Genomic DNA, 16990 nt, shown 5'->3' on the forward strand with positions numbered 1-16990 from the left:
CCTTGTTTGACAGCCGGCGGGCCTGAACGGTGACCTGGGGGTGTTCGGTCAGGACGTGGAGGTGTTGGGTCAGGACTGGGCGGTGGCGCGCAGGTAGAGCTGCACCTCGATCCGGCCCGGCTCGGCCTCGGCCTCGAACTCGCGCAGCCGCACGTCGGTGAAGCCCGCCTCGGTGACGATCCGCTTGAGCTCGTCGGGCGGGTAGGCCGAGACGGTGGTGGGCGAGCCGAGGAAGTTGACCGGGAAGGTGTCGAAGTCGCCCTGCACCATGCTCAGCAGCAGCACCCGGGGGCCGCGCAGCAGCGCGCGGATGTCGCGCAGCGTCTGCTCGATGTCGGCCTTGGGCAGCATCAGCAGCGCGAAGAAGGTGACCACGGCGTCGAACTCACCCAGGTCGGTGAGCGCGCGCAGGTCGCCGAGCCGGTAGTCCGCGCCGGGGGCCTGCGCGCGGGCGAGGTCGAGCATGACCGGGGACTCGTCCACGCCGACCACGTCGAGGCCCGCGTCGACGAGCTGCTTGGCGGTCGGCAGGCCGCTGCCGCAGCCGAGGTCGAGCACGCGGGCGCCCGCGGGCACCGCCGAGATCAACCACTCCGCCTCGGCGATCTGGACATCGCGTTCCACGAAGGACTCGTCGTAGCGACTGCCGATCAGGTCGAACGCGGGGGCGGGGTTCTGGGTAGCCACGCCGCACAGCATGCCGCCGCCCGCCCGGCAGGTCCAGTGGCCGAACGGGGGAGCGCGCTACCTGCGGGTAACCCGCGTGAGTCCACTGTGGACGGAAAGGAAGCGGCGGGCCACCGGTGTTCCGGTGGCCCGCCGTCCCTGGTGACCTCCCCGCGGGTCACCAGTCGGGATGGACCGGGGTGCCGATGCGCTCGGCGGGCGGGGACAGCGTGCTGGTCACCGCCGTGCGGGCGGCCCGCGCCTCGGCGATGGCGGTGCCCGACTGGGCCAGCGCCACGGTCAGCGCCGCCTCGTCGACCGGCAGTCGGATCGGCAGCGCCGAGCTGGGCGGCTCGGTGTCCGGCGGCTGGCTCGGGACGGCCGCGCGCGCCAGGTCGCGGGCCAGCAGGATCACCCGGTGCGCGGGCAGGTAGCAGCGGCCGACCCGGAGCCGGAGCCGGGCGCGCTCGCGGCGGGCCCGGTCGTCGAGGGCGCGGGCCCGGGCGATCGCGCGGTCGGCCCGGGCCAGGGCGCGTTCCCGCTCGGCGCGGGCGGCGGTGACCACCCGGGTGAGCGCGCCCGCGAGCCGGGTGAGCGGCGAGCCGTCGAACGCCTCGTGCGCGACGATGATCCACGGCGCGGCCAGCGCGCAGCCCGCCAGCGCCAGACCGATGACCGTGGCCACGCCCACCTGCTCGGCCAGCACGCCCTCGTACCGGACCCGCAGCAGGATCGACAGCGCCGCGAGCACGCTCACCCCGAACAGCGCCACCGCGCACAACCCGACCACGGCCCCGCGCGGCGGGAACTCGTCGACGTCGTCGTCGCGGGGAGCGGCCGAGGCGCGCCAAGCCCACACCCGCCTGCCCAACTCCACCGCCAGCTTCGCCTGCACCCCCGCGCCGAAGAGGGCGAACGCCGCGGCGGTGACCAGGGGGACGGCCGCCGGGGCGGTCCAGTCGATGTTGAGCAGCAACCCGAAGACGGTGAACAGCGCGACGGCGTCGACCACCAGCAGGACGTAGGCCACCACGGTCATCGCCCGGCCGCGGGACTGGTGGTGGGTGGTCACGCCAGCCGACACCTCGTGGTCGATGCGCCGCAGGGTCTCGTCGAGCAGCGGGCGGGCCGCCCGCGCGCTGATCGCCCAGCCCGTCGCGGCGGTCGCGTGCCGCGCGTCGCCGACGACCCGCTCCCGGTCGTCGGCGGCCAGGGCGCGGGTGCACAGGTCGGTCGCGCGGATGGCGGCGGCACTGGCCCGCCCGCTCCACGCGCCGACGCGCCGGGCGCGCCGGTGCACGAGCCGGGCGGCGCGCGCCAGACCGCGGCTCTCCAGGGCGAGCTCGCCGTGGTCGGCACCGCGGGCGAGGAAGGTGGCGGTGGCGGCGGTGATCGGCCTGCGCAACCACAGCGACGTGGGCAGGTGCCGTGGCGCCGTGGGGGTTCTCCCTTCCGCGGGTCGGGGTTCGGCTTGCCTGTTCAGTGGTGCGATGCGTCGGAGCACGGCAGGACTCCCGTCTGTGACTGGGGAAGTCGAGACATCTTGCTGCTTGGGGATTCCGCTCCGGCCCGCCCCGCGAAATCGCCGTTGGTCTCGTGGGGTGCTGGGCCGCGGCACGTCACGGCCGCACTGCCAGGGTGACGGTGCGGTTGCGTTGTGCGGCAGTGGGGATGAGGTTCCCGGTCGTGTCCCGGTCAGGCGCGAGTGGACGGTCGAACCCGAGGCCGGTCGTGGTGATGGTGTTCGCTGGGATTCCTTGTAGCACAAGGGAGTCCCGCACCGCTTCGGCGCGGCGCAAGCTCAGGTCGCGGGCGGTGTCGGCGGGCCCGACCGAGGCGGTGCGGCCCTCCAGCCTCAGGTGCGCCCCGGGCGGCAGGGCCTGGACCACTTGGCGCAACAGGGGTTCCGCGTCCGGGAGCAGGTCGGCGGAGTCCGGACCGAACAGGATGTCGCTGGGCAGCTCGACCGGCGCCGCGGCGGGCGCGGTGAGGGCGGGTGCGTGCGGCACCGGCACCGTGGGCACCGGCGTGCTCGAGTGCGGCGGGCCACCGGTCACCGGTTCCCGGTCGACCGAGCAGTCACCGCCGCCCGCCTCGCAGATGCCCAGCCACATCCGCGCCAGCCGCTCGCGCAGCGGCGGGGGCAGCACCTCCTGCGGCTGGCGCACCTCGCCGAGGGAGGAGAACACGACGCGCTTGCCGCGCAGGTCGGGCACCAGCCCCTCGTGCTCCGCCTGCGCCACGACCTGGGCGGTGCCGACCTGGTCCCAACCGAGGCGGGCCAGGGCGAGCGGCCCCGTGGTCTGCACGCCGGAGCTGATCACCACCGCGGTGACCCGGCCCGGTGTGCGCGCGACGTGGTCGAGCAGGGTGAACAGGTCGAGGTTGGGCACCTGGCCCGCCGCACCGCCGACGACCTCGGCGACCTGGGACATCCTGCGCGCGGTCAGTTCCGCGCGGCGGGCCGCGTCATTCTCGACCTGGGAACCGCGCAGCAGCCGCAGGTCCTCGTCCGCGACGACCGTCGGACGTTCCATGCCGCTGACCACGACCCGCAGGCGTGCGTGGTCGGTGTTCAGGGCGTCCTGGACCGCCGTGCGCGCCGCCGTCGTCAGCGTCGGCGCGGGCTCGTTCGCGACCGCGGTCACCGCGATCACCAGTGTCTCGCCCGCGTCCGCGGCGGGTGCCGCACCGCACCCGCTCGCCAGCACCGCTGCGCCCACCAGCACCGCGCCCAGCAGGATGCCCGTGCGCGGCGCAACTGTGCCGAGGGCGGGGGCGACCCGTCCGTTGCCTGTCCTTCCGTCCATGACCCGACCTCCCGTCGGTCGGGCGGAGCGGACCCCGATCCGCTCCGCCGCGCAACCTCAGGCTTAGGTTGCGTCATGGAACTAGCGTCAAGCAATACCCTCATGCAATTGCACGCAAGCTTGGTCGATCTTCCACTCGAATGGCCCAACCGGGTGAGGTTCGCGCATTGTCGCTCCTGAGCTGGGAAAACCTGGTCGATCCTGGGTACGGGTGGGGTCAGTAGTGCTACGTTCAAGTGTCATCCAGCAATGTCACGGCACAAGTGCAGAGCTGAGGTGGGTCATGCCGTCACCGAGCCCGTTGATCCCCAGGCGCAGGCTGGGGGTGGAGCTGCGCAGGCTGCGCGAGGCGGCCGAGCTCAACCTGGAGGCCCCGGCCGAGTTCCTGGAGTGCTCGCCGTCGAAGATCAGCAGGCTGGAGACCGGGCACGGGGTGCCCAAGCCGCGCGACGTCCGGGCGCTGCTCGACCTCTACCGCGTCGACGACCAGCGGGTGCGCGACCGACTCGTCCGGCTCGCGGGGGAGGGCCGCCGCCAGGCGTGGTGGCGGGACATGGCCGAGGTGGTGTCGGCGAACATGGACGCGTTCATCGCGCTGGAGGCCGAGGCCTCCGACATCCGCCTCTACGCGAGCACCGCCATCCCCGGCCTGTTGCAGACCCCGGACTACGCGAACGCGCTCATCCGCGCCGTCTACCCCGACGACACGACCGACGACCGCGCCAAGCGCGTGCTGCTGCGCTCGGGCAGGCAGCGCATCTACGAGGAGCGCACCGACGAGCCGCGCACGCGGGTGGTCCTGCACGAGGCGGCGCTGCGCGTGCTGGTCGGCTCGACCGCGGTCATGGCGGACCAACTGCTGGCCCTGCTGTCCCCGCGACCCGGTGTCGACGTGCGCGTCTACCCGTTCGCCGCGGGACCGGACATCGCGATCCAGTGCGCGTACGCGGTGTTCACCTTCGACAGTGAGATCGACCGCAACGCCGTCCACATCGAGCTGAGCGCGGGCGACCGCTGGCTGGAGCACGAGCGGGACGTGCGGCGCTACAGCGCGGTCTTCGACCGGCTCGCGACCCGGTGCCTGTGCCGGGATGACGCCCACCGCCTCATCCGGTCGGTGGTCGCCGAGCACGCGCGCGGCCCCGGGTAACCGCCACACGATCGGGTGGTTCTCCCGGCTGTCACCGTGCAATTGCGACACTTCGGTCCACGCGGTTGCCCGCCGGGAGCTGTCCCCAGTGGACCGATGCGCCGCGGATTTGCGCTCCTAGCTGGGAGAAGTTGCCGGTGCACTGATCATGAACCGGGTCCGGCCGGTGTCCGCGCACGGTCGGCCCAAGTGGTAACTTGCCCGCCATCGGCGAGCAATCTCGCCGCGCAATTGCAGGATGGCGAACGCCGTCCGGTCGGGAGGACCGATGCCATTGCAGGGACCGCTGATCCCGCGGCGCAGGCTCGGTGCCGAGCTGCGCAGGCTGCGGATGGCCGCGGGCCTGGCGCTCGAGGACGCGGCCGCGCACCTCGAGTGCTCGACCTCGAAGGTCAGCAGGCTGGAGACCGGCCAGGGGGTGCCCAAGGCGCGCGACGTGCGCGACCTGCTCGGGCTCTACCAGGTCGACGACCAGAAGGTCCGCGACCGGCTGGTGCGGCTGGCGGGCGAGGGCCGCAGGCAGGGCTGGTGGCAGGACTTCTCCAGCGTCGTGACGCCCAACGTCGACATCTACATGTCGCTCGAGGCCGAGGCGTCCAAGCTGCGCGGGTTCGTCAGCTCGACGGTGCCCGGCCTGCTGCAGACCGAGGACTACGCGCGCGAGCTGTTCCAGGCGATCTACCCGCGCCCCAAGGCGGGTGAGAACGAGAACCGGGTCCGGATGCGGATGCGCCGCCAGGACATGGTGACCGAGCGCGAGGAACCGCTGCACCTGAACTTCGTGATCGACGAGGCGGTGCTGCACCGCCGGGTCGGGTCCGCCGCCGTGATGCGCGACCAGCTCGCCGCCCTGATCGAGGCCTCGCGCCTGCCGCACGTGCAGCTGCGGGTCTTCCCGTTCCGTGCCGGGCCTGATATCGCAGGTCAATGCACGTTCGTGGTGTTCACCTTCGAGAGTGAGAACGACCGGAACGCGGTCAACATCGAAGCCAGCCTGGACGACCGCTGGCTGGAGCAGGAGGCCGAGGTCTCCCGCTACACCACGATTTTCACCGACCTCGTGCGGAAATGTCCTGACCCGGACGGATCCCGCGCGGTCATCGAGGACATGTTGAAGAAATATTCCGATGAAAGATGAGTGCCGTCCGATGAGTGTGCGTTTTCGGCAGAGCAGCTTCTGCACCAGTGGGGCCTGCCTGCAGGTGGACTTCCCCCTCGGCGGGGTCGTCACGGTCCGGGATTCCAAGAGCGCGGTGGGCCTGACGCCCTTCGCGAATCCCGCACACTGGCGTACTTTCGCCGCCCAGGTCGCCTCCGGCGCCCTCGTCCGCCCGCAGGCGGACCCCCGCTGACCTCGGTTGACGTGGCCATACCCCGGTGCGCGCGCGCCGGGGTACTGGTTTGTTCCGTTACATTCCGGTAAACTGGGTGCACGGTCGCTCGACGGTGCGTGACTCGCATTCCCTGTTTATGTGCGGAAACGTCAACTGGAGGAGGGGTGCGACCATGTCGGTCTCATTCCGGAAAAGTTCGCGCTGTGCCACCGGCAGTTGTGTCGAGATCGGTTACGACGGCTCGGCGCTGGTGGTCCGCGCCCGCGGCGGCGCGATCGTGCGGGTTGACGCGGACGCTCGGGTCGCGTTCCTGGCTGCGGTCAGGGGTGGCCGGTTCGACCTGGCTGAGCGTGCCGGGAGGTGAACTCCCCGTCACCGTCGGGGAAGCCGCTGTCAGTCGTGTGGACGAATGATCGGCCCGTCGGGGTGGTTCGCTAGTCTCGGATCCCACAGTCGAGGCTTGTGTCCACACACGCGAGGAGTACCTGGTCATCGAACAGGGTGAGTTGGTCGCCGGGCGTTATCGGCTGCTGGAGGCGGTCGGCAGCGGTGCCATGGGGGTCGTCTGGCGGGCCAGGGACGAGCGGCTCGAGCGGGTCATCGCGATCAAGCGGCTGATCCTGCGGCCCGGCCTGACCGAGGCCCAGGCGCAGGAGGCCCGGCGCCGGGCGATGCGCGAGGCGCGGATCGCCGCCCGGCTGCAGCACCGCAACGCGATCTCGATGCTCGACGTGGCCGAGCACGACGGCGACCCGTTGCTGGTGATGGAGTTCCTGCCCTCGCGCAGCCTGTCCGCGGTGCTCGCCGAGGAGGGCACCCTGCCCCCGGAGCAGGTCGCCGCGATCGGCTCGCAGGTCGCCGCCGCGCTGGCCGCCGCGCACGCGGCCGGGATCGTTCACCGCGACGTCAAGCCCGGCAACATCCTGCTCGACGAGCACGGCACGGTGAAGATCACCGACTTCGGCATCTCCCGGGCCATCGACGACGGCACCATCACCGAGACCGGCATGCTCGCGGGCACCCCGGCCTACCTGGCCCCGGAGATCGCCCGCGGCCAGGACCCGAGCCAGGCCTCCGACGTGTTCTCCCTCGGCGCCACCCTCTACCACGCGGTCGAGGGCGCGCCGCCGTTCGGGATGAACCCCAACCCGCTGGCGCTGCTGCACGCGGTGGCCTCCGGCGAGATCTCCCCGCCGCGCGGTGCCGGGCCGTTCGCGCCGACGCTGATGTCGTTGCTGCGCGCCGATCCCACCGACCGGCCGACCATGGAGGAGGCCGCCTCCGTGCTCGCGCTGCCGACCGCGCCGCTGAAGGTGCCCGCCTTCGAGCAGCGCACCGTGCCCGCCCGCCCGGCCCGCCCGGTGCTCAACGTCCGCGGGCCGAAGCAGCAGCAGCAGCCCGTGCACGAGCCGGAGACCGCCCGGGTGCAGGCACCCGGGCCCAAGCGCGGGGTGCTCGTCCTGGCGCTGCTCGCTGTCGTGGTGCTCGCGGGCGCGGTCACCCTCGTGCTGTCCAACTCCGGGCGCGAGGTCACCACGCTGCCCAACACCATCACCAGTGTGGTCACGGTCAGCCAGTCGGCGACCCAGCCGCCGTCCTCGGCCCCGCCGCCGACCACCCAGGTGTCGAGCCAGAAGGTCACCGACTTCTCCACCGCGGGCAGGCTGGTGATCGACTACTACGGCGACGCCTCGGCCGAGCAGCGCTGGGCGATGCTCGGCCCCAACGGCAAGGCCGCCTTCGGGGACCTGGCCGGGTTCGGGCAGTACTGGTCGCAGTTCCAGTACGTGTCCTCGCGCAACGCCAAGGGCGTCACGTCGAACGCCGACGGCTCGGTGACCGTCCCGGTGGACGTCACGGTCAAGTCGGCGGGCGGGGAGTCCACCACCAAGAAGACCGTGCGGGTGGTGTCGGTCAACGGCAACTACCTGATCGACTCGGACTCGCGCTGACCCGCGTGTCCATCCCGGACTGATTGCGGGATGACCGCCGGGATGGCAGCGTGCCCACCACGCGCCGTCGAGGAGGACGCCCATGCCGCTGATGCCGGTGACCGATTCGATGTTCCTGCTCGGCGAGTCGCGTGAGCACCCGCTGCACGTGGGCGGCCTGCAGCTCTTCGAGCTGCCCGAGGGGGCGGACGGTGACTACGTCGGCGACCTGCACCGCGCGCTGCTGACCGAGGTGGACATCCGCCCGCTGTTCCGCCGCAGGCCGCGCGGCCCGGTGAGCACGGTGGGCCAGTTGTTCTGGGCCGACGACGACCTGCTCGACCTGGAGTACCACGTCCGGCTCTCCGCCCTGCCCACCCCCGGGCGGGTCCGCGAACTGCTCGAGCTGGTCTCCCGGCTGCACGGCTCGCTGCTCGACCGGCACCGGCCGCTGTGGGAGTCGCACCTGATCGAAGGCTTGCAGGGCAACAGGTTCGCCATCTACACCAAGGTGCACCACGCGCTGCTCGACGGCGTCTCCGCGCTGCGCGTGCTGCAGGCCTCGCTGTCCACCGACCCGGCCGAGCGCGGCATGCGCCCGCCGTGGTCGCCGCCGGTGCGCACCGACGCCGCCGCGGCGCCCCGGGCCCGCCGCGACACCGACCCGCTCGCCGCCTTCGCCGCGGGCGTGCGCGACGTGGTGGGCATCGGCCCCGCCGTGGCCAAGTACGCCAACCAGGTGTTCCGCGAGCAGTCGGCGACGCTGCCGTTCGAGGCGCCCAAGTCGGTGTTCAACGTCCCGATCACCGGCGCCCGCCGCTTCGCCGCCCAGGGCTGGCCGCTGGCCCGGATCCGCGCCGTGGGGGAGGCGGCGGGCGCGACGGTGAACGACGTGATGCTGGCCATGTGCGCGGGCGCGCTGCGCCAGTACCTGCTCGAACTCGGTGCCCTGCCGGACAAGCCGCTGGTCGCGGCGGTCCCGGTGTCGCTGCGGACCGACGACGGCGCGGGCGGGAACGCGGTCGGTCTGATCCTGAGCACCCTGGCCACCGACGTGCCCGACCCCGCCGACCGGCTCGCCCTGATCACCGAGTCGATGCGGCGGGGCAAGGAGTTCTACCGGGGGATGAGCCAGCTGCAGGTGACCGCGCTGAGCGCCATCCCGTTCGCCCCGCTCGCGGTGGCGCTGGTGCCGGGCGCGGTGAAGATCGCGCCGCCCGCGTTCAACCTGCTGATCAGCAACGTCCCCGGACCGACCGAGCCGCTCTACTGGAACGGCGCGCGGATGCTGGGGGTGTACCCGGTCTCGGTCCCCTACGAGGGCCAGGCCCTCAACATCACCGTGACCAGCTACAACGGTTCCCTGGAGTTCGGCCTCACCGGGTGCAGGCGCACCGTGCCGCACCTGCAGCGGCTGCTGGGCCACCTCGACGCGGAGCTGCTGGCCCTGGAGGAGCGGGTGCTCGGCTGACCGGCACCCGCTCCCCGAGCGCGGTGATCAGCCGCTCTTGCGGCGGAACTGCCGCTTGCCACCGACCTTGCCGTGCGAGTCGTGGACCTTGGACCCGCCGCTGGCGTGCCCCTCCCCGGACTTGGCCTGCGCCTGCTTGCGCGCCAACGCCTCGCGGAACTTGGTCTTGAGATCCTCCGGCTCCGCGGCGACCTCAGTCTCGGGCTGTTCTGGCTCGGACACGGGAGGACCTCCACGAGAAGCAAACGAGTGGTCCGGTCAGCCTCGCACGTCGGACACCCATCGGTCGAATCGTTTTCAGCCGCGCTCGGCCCGGTCCTTGAGCCCCTCGGCCTCCAGCGCCAGGTACCGGTCGGTCAGGCCGCCGATGACCTTGCCGACCAGGACGCCCAGCGGGCCGGACAGGTCCACCCACAGCTCGGCCCGCGCGCCGTCGCCGTCGGGCGCCACCCGGTGGTGCGCCACGGATCGGGCGCTGCGGCCACCGGAGGTCCAGGTCCAGTGCTGCCCCTCGACGAGTTCGGTGACCGTCCACACCGCGGTGGGCAGCCGGGGCTGGCGGATCCGCACCCGGTGCCCCACCCGCAGCGGCCCGTGGTCGAGCCGGGTGACCTCGGTGACCGAGGCCGTCCACTCCGGCCAGCGCTCGACGTCGCGGTAGACCGCCCAGACCCGCGCGGGCGGCGCGGCGATGGCGATCTCGTGCTGGAACCGCATCGGCGCAGGGTAGCGCCGATGATCGTCGGCGGGTAGGTCCCCACTACCCTTCCGTGCGGAGGATTTCACGGTGAACCTGCTGGACCACATCGCCGCGGCCGCTGCCCTGACCGGCCGCGCGGACCACGATCCGGGTGCGCTGGCCGCCGACGAGCACCTGCGCTTCGAGTGGTACCGGGGCGCCGACCCGCTCGACGAGCGGGCGTTCCTCGACCTGGTCCTGCGCGACCCCGACCAGCCGATGGCGGTCGCCGCCGCGGTCGCCCGGATCGACGACCGGGCCAAGGCGGCGGGCGACTTCCACGGCTGGGCCGCGCGCGTCGCGCCCGCGGTCGAGCGGGCCGAGTTCGTCCGCGCCCGGCTCTCCGAGTGGTGCCTGCTGCACGACGCGCTGGCGGGCAGGCCGGTGCCGGTGAGCGCGGTGCTGGCCGCCTCCGACTGGGCGCAGCGCAGGCTGGCCGCCGCGGTGGACGGGGAACTCCTCGCGCTGCTGGCCGTGCACGGGCGCACCCGCCGGGTGCGGGCGTTGACCAGGATCCCCCGCCCGGTCCGCTCAAGGCCACTTCCGTGTGATGACTGAGGACTGGACTGGACCGCCGCCGCGCGGTCTACTCGGGCGCGTACCCGAGAGGAGCACCGATGTCGTACCTGGGGACCACCGGTGAGCGCAGCGCGCGCTTGCGTCCGGTGGACGAGATCACCGTCTTGGACCGGCCGACCGTCTCGGCCCACTTCGTCGCGCCCGGTTCGCTGACCAACGGCCAGTTCGGCCTGTTCCGGTGGGACATGGCGCCGCAGGCGGGTGGCCCGGCGCCGCACTTCCACAAGACCTTCTCCGAGTCCTTCTACGTGCTCGAGGGCACGGTGCGCCTCTTCGACGGGGAGCGCTGGGTGTCCGCGACGCCGGGGGACTTCCTCTACGTCCCCGAGGGCGGGGTGCACGCGTTCGGCAACGAGTCCGACGAGCCCGCGTCCATGCTGATGGTCTTCGCCCCCGGCCCGGCCCGCGAGGAGTACTTCCTCGAGCTGGCCGAGTTGGCCGAGTCCGGTCGCGAGCTGACCCCGCAGGAGTGGACCGCGTTCTACGCCAAGCACGACCAGTACATGGTCTGAGGTCCGTTACGCCCGTGCGCGGCGCCGCGATGTGTGGCACATGGTGCGAAGATCGTTGCTGCGCACGGGCCTGGCCGCCGCCCTCGCCGCCGTTGTCGCCGCGGCCCTGGCCTCGTGCGAGACCCCGGCGGACGACGCGGGGAAGTGCTCGGAGAACCGCTGTGAGCTGACCGTGTCCGGGGCGTCGACGCTGGAGGTGCTCGACGCGCGGCTCAAGGCCCGGGTGGGCAACGGGCAGGTGCGGCTCACCGGCGGCGGCGTGGACGTGACGCTCAACCCGGGGGAGGCCGCCGTGGTCGACGGGGTGCGGGTCGAGCTGCGCGCGGTGCAGGACGGCAACGCCAGGCTGGTCGTGTCCGACTAGCGTTTCGATCTTTTCGGGACCGGGTAACCACTGGGTGGAGCCCGAAGACCCCGGTCGCGGCCCGTCGTGCCCCTCCCCCCTGGTGCGGCGCGGAACGGCCGGTCGGTAGGCCCCGGCACTCCCCCTCGCCGGGGCTTACCGCTCCACTTCGGGGGAGCGCTCCCGGAACAACGCGCGCTGGACTCAGGCGGAGCGCAGCGACTCCAGCCGCTTCCACGCGTAGACCGCGAGCGGCAGCACGCCTTCCTCTTCCGCGTCCGCCGCCAGGATCCTCAGCTGTTCCACGGCGACCGCCACCTCGCCCACCGCTTCGGCCGCCAGCGCCAGGGTCTTGCGGGTGCGCAGCAGCTCGTAACCGGTGACCTCACCGCGTTCCAGCACGGCCGCGCAGATCCGCACGGCGGCGGCCGGGTTGCCCACGGCCAGTTCGTAGCGCGCCGCCAGGCTGTCGCGGTGCGGGGACAGGCCCAGCAGCCGCGCCACGCCGCGGGCCTCGGCGATCAGCTCCCGGGCCGCGGCCAGGTCGCCGCCGCAGTCGACATGGATCGCGGCGGCGTCGGCGCAGAAGCGCAGTAGGTCCCGCACCGGCATGGTGTCGGTCAGCGCGTCGTGGGCGAGTTCGAGGTGCGCCAACGCCTCGGCGCGCTTGTCCGCGCGGCCGAAGGCCACCGCGGCCGTCCAGTGCGCGCGGCCGGTGGTGGCGGGCTGGTCGACCGCGGCCGCCGCGGCCAGCAGCGGGGTGATCAGCTCAAGCGCGGCGACTGTCTCGTCGAGCTCGCACAGCACCCGGATGTGCGTGGTGTGCAGCCGGACCTCCTCGGCGGTGCCCGCCAGTGGACTGCCCGCCAGGGCTTGCACCGCCTCGTCCAGCAGCGTGCGTGCTCGGCACAGCTCGCCCACCGCGTGGCAGGCCGTGGCCAGGTCGATGGTGGCGGTCAGCAGCACCGCGGGCAGGGCGGCCTCCTCGGCGGCCTTGACGACGTCGTCGAGCACAGCCAGCCGCTGGCGGGGTTCGCCCGCGAGACCGAGCACCCGCTGCAGGGCCATCCCGGTCTCGATCACCGCGGTGGGCTCGGTGGCGCTGTCGTGGGCGTCCCGGGCGTGCGCCAGCGCGTCGGCCAGGTCACCGGCGGCGAGCGCGGACTGGACCAGCAGCCGGGACACCACCAGCCCGGCGTCGACCGGTGTGGTCGGGAAGGCGTCGTCGGGCCAGCTCTCGCCCGCTAGCTCGCGCGGGCGCACCTGCAGCACGCGGGCGAGCTGGTGCACGACCTCCAGCGTCGGCACCCGGCTGCCCGCCTCCAGCAGCGAGACATAGCTGGCGCTGATGGCCCCGTCGGCGACCAGGTCGCGCTGGGAGAGCCCGCGGCGCACCCGCAGCCCCCGCAGGCGCACGCCGAACTCGGGCTGGCTGACCTTTCCGGACCGTTGGGACACCTGTCGACTCCGATGCTGACTCAAGGCCTTCCGGGTACCCGCACGGGCCGAGGGGCCAGGGCCGAGGCCCGGTGGATGATCACCACGGGCCCTCGACGTTAACGCAATCCGCCGAGGCCGAGCCGCTGTTCCACACTCTGGGGCGGCCTTGACCGACCGCCGCCCTGATGGGCGCGCCGACCGGCGGACCGGCCGCGGGCGGCGGCGCGGTGCGGCAACCGGCAGCGCGGCCGTTCCCCGTGTCGGCCGCATAGCCCGTGGCCATAACATGTCGACCATGGAACTCGAGTTCCGACACCTGCGGATCGTGATCGCGGTGGCCGACGAGGGCAGTATCACCAAGGCCGCCGCGTCCCTAGGACTGTCACAGCCATCGTTGACATCTCAACTTCAGCGGATCGAGCGGGCCATGGGCGCGCCGCTGTTCGAACGCGCGCGGACGGGGGTGGTGCCGACCTCGTTCGGCCGGACGGTGCTGGCCAAGGCGCGGTCGGTGGTCAACGAGATGGCCGACCTGCGCGGGGAGGCGCAGATCGCGGTCTCCCCGGACAGCCCGGTCGAGGTGCGGCTGGGCGGGCGGCCGAGCGCGCTGCTCCCGCTGGTGGTGCCGCGGCTGGTGGAGCTGTGGATCGAGGTCCACGGCCCGGGGGTGCCCACGCCGAGCGTGCAGGTGCACTCCGACCCGTCGGCGGCCGCCCTGCAGGGCCGGGTGCGCGCGGGGCGCTTGGACGCCGCGGTGCTCTGCGAGGTGATCGGCTACGAGGTCGGCCCGGCCGAGGGGGTGCACCGCGACGTCGTGGTCGAGCAGGAGCCGGACTTCGTCGCGCTCTCCGAGCGGCACCCGTTGGCCGCGCAGGACGTCATCGACCTGGCCGACCTGGCCCAGGAGAACTGGATGATCGACCCGCAGGAGGACAACGGCGGTATCGGTCCGCTGCGCGCCGCGTGCCGGGCGGCCGGGTTCGAGCCGCGGGTCACCCACGAGATCAGCGACGCCAACTCCGCGCGCGAGTTCGTCAACAGCGGCCAGTGCGTGAGCCTGGCCCAACCGACCTCCCGGGAGGGCCGCGGCCTGATCGTGCGCCCGCTGCGCGGCGACCCGATCCGCACCCGGCTGGAACTGGCCTGGCGCGACCCGTGCCCGATCGACCCGATGCTGCTGCGCCGCGCGATCATCGAGAGCTACGAGCGCCTGGTCGACCGCAACCCCCACTACCCGCGGTGGTGGGCGGAGCACGGACCGGGGCCGCTTAACAGTTAACTCCTTAGCCGTGCGGGTGGTGTCACGGGTTATCGTCGGTTTCCTGTGACCGCCCAGGAGCCCCGAATGACCGTCCAATCCCGTGAGACCGGTGCCGAACTGGCCCGACTGCTCGACACCGGGCCGTTCGCTCCCGCGCTGCGGGCGGCGATCCGGGCGCGCGGCCTCGGCCTGGAACGACTGCGGCAACGCCTGCGCGCCCGCGGTGTCTCGTTGAGCCTGGCCACGTTGAGCTACTGGCAGACCGGCCGCAGCAGGCCGGAGCGGCGCGAGTCGCTGGCCGCGCTGGCGCACCTGGAGGCGGTGCTCGAGCTGCCCGAGGGCGCGTTGACCACGCTGCTCGGTCCGCCCCGCCCGCGCGGGCGCTGGCTCGGCCAACCGGACAACAGCCCGCGGATCGGCGCCTTCTGGGACGACCCGCGGATCATCGAGGAGGCCGCCCAGGGGGTGGACACCACCTGGGACGCCCGGCTCACCCGGATCAGCCAGCACGACCGCGTGCTGGTCGGCCGCGACGGTGGCGAGCTGTCCTACACCTCGCGGCAGGTGCTGCGCGCCGAGGCCGACGGGCCGGACCGCTGGGTGGCGATCATGCACCTGGACGAGCAGGACCGGCAGCCGCCGACCGTGCTCCCGGTGCGGCACTGCCGGCTGGGCCGGGTGGTGGACCGCCCGCACGAGGGCCTGGTGGTGGCCGAGCTGCTCTTCGACCGCCCGCTGCGCAAGGGCGACACGGTGATCACCGAGCACGAGCTGGTCAACAGCTGGCCGCCGCCGGTGGACGGCAACTACGAGCGCAAGTTCCGGCTGCCGGTGCGCGAGTTCGTGCTGGAGGTCTGCTTCGACCCGGCCTTCCCGCCCTCGACGTGCGTGCGGTTCACCCGCGACGAGCACGGCGTCGAGGAGTCCGAGGAGGTCGAGCTGGGCCTGGACTCCTCGGTGCACGGGGTCGCGCTGAACTTCGGTCCGGGCTGCTACGGGTTCCGCTGGGATTGGGAGAGTTAACCCTTAATGCTGTCCGGTCTGGTGGAGCCGGCCCATCCTGGCGCCGTGCGCGAGGTCCTCGAAGACGTCCACGAGTTGGTCCGGTCCCTGGTCGGCCAGGGGCGGGTGGCCGACTACATCCCGGCCCTGGCCGAGGTCGAGCCGCGGCGGTTCGGGCTGGCGGTCGCCACCCTCGACGGCGAGGTCACCGGCGTCGGCGACTACCGGGTGCCGTTCTCGGTGCAGAGCCTGGCGAAGGTGTTCGCCCTGGCGGCGGTGCTCGGCGCCGACGGCGACCAGATCTGGGGCCGGGTCGGGCGGGAGCCCTCCACGCACCCGTTCAACTCCCTGGTACAGCTGGAGATCGACCGCGGCGTCCCGCGCAACCCGTTCCTCAACGCGGGCGCCCTGGTCACCACCGACCGCCTGCTGACCCTCACCGGCGACGCCGCGGGCGCGCTGCGCGGGTTCCTGCGGGCGGAGTCGGGCAACCCGGCGCTGGACTCGGACCCGCGGGTGGCCGACTCCGAGCTGGCGCACGGCCACCGCAACGCCTCCCTGGCGCACCTGATCGCCAGCTACGGCAACCTGGAGAACCCGGTCCCGGAGGTCCTCGACCACTACGTGCGCGGCTGCGCCCTGTCGGCCTCGTGCGCCGACCTCGCCCTCGCGGGCCTGTTCCTGGCCCGGGGCGGCGTCGGGGCGGACGGCACCCCGGTCCTCTCCCGGGAGGCGACCAAGCGGCTTAACGCAACAATGCTTGTTTGTGGGATGTATGACGGTGCGGGCGAGTTCGCCTACCGGGTCGGCCTCCCGGCCAAGAGCGGGGTCGGCGGCGGCATCATCGCGGTCGTGCCCAACCGCTGCGTGCTGTGCGTGTGGAGCCCGGCACTGGACGTGTGCGGCAACTCGGTGGCGGGCGTGGCAGCCTTGGAGCATCTCACGGCCCGCACCGGCTGGTCGGTGTTTTAAGCCAAACGAGTGTACTCCGAGATCGGTGAGCAGTGAGTTAACGTAATAAACACCCGCTAAGTGATGGACGTCGTTGCAGTCGACGCCCAAAACCGGGGACGATGGCCTCCGGAACGATGAACCGCGCCGTGCAGGGTCGGCGGCGGATCATCGTCCGCTCTCATCGCCATTGCGGCAGCCGCGGCCGGGACACCGCGCTCCGCGCCCTCGCGCGATGGGGGCGGCGGGCCCCGGAGGTCGGGTGGAGCCGACACCGGGGCCTGTCACGCATAACGGCCCGGCCCGTCACCCGCAGCGCCACCACCGCGCCCGACGGCCACCGACGGCACCGACGCTCCCGGCCCCAGCCCCGACCGGCCAGCCAAGATCAAGCACGCTGAACTCAGCAACGCGACCCCGGCCACTCACACACCGCCGAGAGGCGCGGGAGATCTGGGCCGGGCTTGCCGGCGTTCGTGTGGGTGCGGGCTCAGCCTCGGGCCGGGACTCGCTTGGGGCCGGCGAGGTCGTTCCCGCTGCGGTGTGGGGTGGCATGACCGCCCACCCACCCACCCACCCAACCGCAGCAGGCAGGCTATGCAGGGCCCGCCACGGATACTCGATCTAGTGGCTGCCCGCCACCCACTCACCCAACCGCCCACCCACAGCGGTGAGGCCACCCCCGCTGGTACGCAAGTCCCGCTACGAATGCTCGATCTAATGGCTGCCCCACCCCCCCCCCCCCCCCCCACCCCACCCCCCCGGTGAGGGCGCCCCCGCCGGGGCCGCCCGCCCCGCCTC

General features: G+C 72.8%; 17 protein-coding genes. 11 read left to right on the plus strand and 6 right to left on the minus strand.

Going from position 1 to position 16990, the window contains the following annotated elements; genetic code table 11:
- Positions 1 to 69 precede the first annotated feature (69 nt).
- The 3 genes from QSK30_RS29735 to QSK30_RS29745 all read right to left on the minus strand — a co-directional run bounded on the left by QSK30_RS29735 (position 70) and on the right by QSK30_RS29745 (position 3476).
- Positions 70 to 687 carry a class I SAM-dependent methyltransferase gene (locus QSK30_RS29735; RefSeq protein ID WP_285507896.1) on the minus strand — a complete coding sequence of 206 codons (618 nt, stop codon included), beginning with the start codon at positions 685 to 687 and terminating at the stop codon, positions 70 to 72.
- 157 nt (positions 688 to 844) lie between these two features.
- Complete coding sequence (locus tag QSK30_RS29740) at positions 845 to 2170, minus strand: hypothetical protein (protein WP_285507897.1); 1326 nt, start codon at positions 2168 to 2170, stop codon at positions 845 to 847.
- Between the two features lie 115 nt (positions 2171 to 2285).
- On the minus strand, positions 2286 to 3476 hold the full coding sequence (locus tag QSK30_RS29745) for an OmpA family protein (RefSeq protein ID WP_285507899.1): 1191 nt from the start codon (positions 3474 to 3476) through the stop codon (positions 2286 to 2288).
- A gap of 283 nt (positions 3477 to 3759) precedes the next feature.
- Here QSK30_RS29745 and QSK30_RS29750 point away from each other — a divergent pair, with 283 nt between their 5' ends.
- The 5 genes from QSK30_RS29750 to QSK30_RS29770 all read left to right on the plus strand — a co-directional run bounded on the left by QSK30_RS29750 (position 3760) and on the right by QSK30_RS29770 (position 9362).
- Positions 3760 to 4626 (plus strand): helix-turn-helix domain-containing protein, encoded by an 867-nt coding sequence (locus tag QSK30_RS29750; RefSeq protein ID WP_285507901.1) that lies wholly within the window; start codon positions 3760 to 3762, stop codon positions 4624 to 4626.
- A gap of 268 nt (positions 4627 to 4894) precedes the next feature.
- Positions 4895 to 5764 carry a helix-turn-helix domain-containing protein gene (locus tag QSK30_RS29755; RefSeq protein WP_285507903.1) on the plus strand — a complete coding sequence of 290 codons (870 nt, stop codon included), beginning with the start codon at positions 4895 to 4897 and terminating at the stop codon, positions 5762 to 5764.
- Between the two features lie 10 nt (positions 5765 to 5774).
- Positions 5775 to 5978: a DUF397 domain-containing protein gene (locus tag QSK30_RS29760; protein WP_285507905.1), complete on the plus strand. Its 204-nt coding sequence runs from the start codon at positions 5775 to 5777 to the stop codon at positions 5976 to 5978.
- Positions 5979 to 6466: 488 nt separating this feature from the next.
- On the plus strand, positions 6467 to 7912 hold the full coding sequence (locus QSK30_RS29765; RefSeq protein WP_285507907.1) for a serine/threonine-protein kinase: 1446 nt from the start codon (positions 6467 to 6469) through the stop codon (positions 7910 to 7912).
- 82 nt (positions 7913 to 7994) lie between these two features.
- A complete protein-coding gene (locus QSK30_RS29770) occupies positions 7995 to 9362 on the plus strand; it encodes a WS/DGAT/MGAT family O-acyltransferase (RefSeq protein ID WP_285507909.1) in 1368 nt (455 codons plus the stop codon).
- 27 nt (positions 9363 to 9389) lie between these two features.
- On the opposite strand, the gene QSK30_RS29775 is transcribed toward QSK30_RS29770, so the two are convergent.
- Entirely contained in the window at positions 9390 to 9584 is a 195-nt protein-coding gene (locus QSK30_RS29775; RefSeq protein WP_285507910.1) for a DUF5302 domain-containing protein, read from the minus strand.
- Positions 9585 to 9659: 75 nt separating this feature from the next.
- The gene (locus tag QSK30_RS29780; RefSeq protein WP_285507911.1) at positions 9660 to 10079 is read right to left on the minus strand and encodes an SRPBCC family protein; all 420 of its coding nucleotides are present in this window, start codon (positions 10077 to 10079) and stop codon (positions 9660 to 9662) included.
- A gap of 70 nt (positions 10080 to 10149) precedes the next feature.
- Between QSK30_RS29780 and QSK30_RS29785 the strand changes: the two genes are divergently transcribed.
- Genes QSK30_RS29785 through QSK30_RS29795 form a run of 3 tightly spaced genes read left to right on the plus strand, consistent with a single transcriptional unit; the run spans position 10150 to position 11556 of the window.
- Positions 10150 to 10659 carry a hypothetical protein gene (locus QSK30_RS29785; RefSeq protein ID WP_285507912.1) on the plus strand — a complete coding sequence of 170 codons (510 nt, stop codon included), beginning with the start codon at positions 10150 to 10152 and terminating at the stop codon, positions 10657 to 10659.
- A gap of 59 nt (positions 10660 to 10718) precedes the next feature.
- On the plus strand, positions 10719 to 11192 hold the full coding sequence (locus tag QSK30_RS29790; RefSeq protein WP_285507914.1) for a cupin domain-containing protein: 474 nt from the start codon (positions 10719 to 10721) through the stop codon (positions 11190 to 11192).
- Between the two features lie 40 nt (positions 11193 to 11232).
- Entirely contained in the window at positions 11233 to 11556 is a 324-nt protein-coding gene (locus QSK30_RS29795; protein ID WP_285507915.1) for a hypothetical protein, read from the plus strand.
- Positions 11557 to 11739: 183 nt separating this feature from the next.
- On the opposite strand, the gene QSK30_RS29800 is transcribed toward QSK30_RS29795, so the two are convergent.
- A complete protein-coding gene (locus QSK30_RS29800; protein WP_285507917.1) occupies positions 11740 to 12993 on the minus strand; it encodes a helix-turn-helix domain-containing protein in 1254 nt (417 codons plus the stop codon).
- Between the two features lie 277 nt (positions 12994 to 13270).
- Here QSK30_RS29800 and QSK30_RS29805 point away from each other — a divergent pair, with 277 nt between their 5' ends.
- The 3 genes from QSK30_RS29805 to QSK30_RS29815 all read left to right on the plus strand — a co-directional run bounded on the left by QSK30_RS29805 (position 13271) and on the right by QSK30_RS29815 (position 16210).
- Complete coding sequence (locus QSK30_RS29805) at positions 13271 to 14254, plus strand: LysR family transcriptional regulator (protein WP_285507918.1); 984 nt, start codon at positions 13271 to 13273, stop codon at positions 14252 to 14254.
- 66 nt (positions 14255 to 14320) lie between these two features.
- Positions 14321 to 15259, plus strand: coding sequence for an XRE family transcriptional regulator (locus QSK30_RS29810; protein WP_285507920.1), 939 nt, complete (start codon positions 14321 to 14323; stop codon positions 15257 to 15259).
- 45 nt (positions 15260 to 15304) lie between these two features.
- A complete protein-coding gene (locus QSK30_RS29815) occupies positions 15305 to 16210 on the plus strand; it encodes a glutaminase (RefSeq protein ID WP_285507921.1) in 906 nt (301 codons plus the stop codon).
- Positions 16211 to 16990 lie beyond the last annotated feature (780 nt).

This window comes from Actinokineospora sp. NBRC 105648 (assembly GCF_030269645.1).
Classification (GTDB): domain Bacteria; phylum Actinomycetota; class Actinomycetes; order Mycobacteriales; family Pseudonocardiaceae; genus Actinokineospora.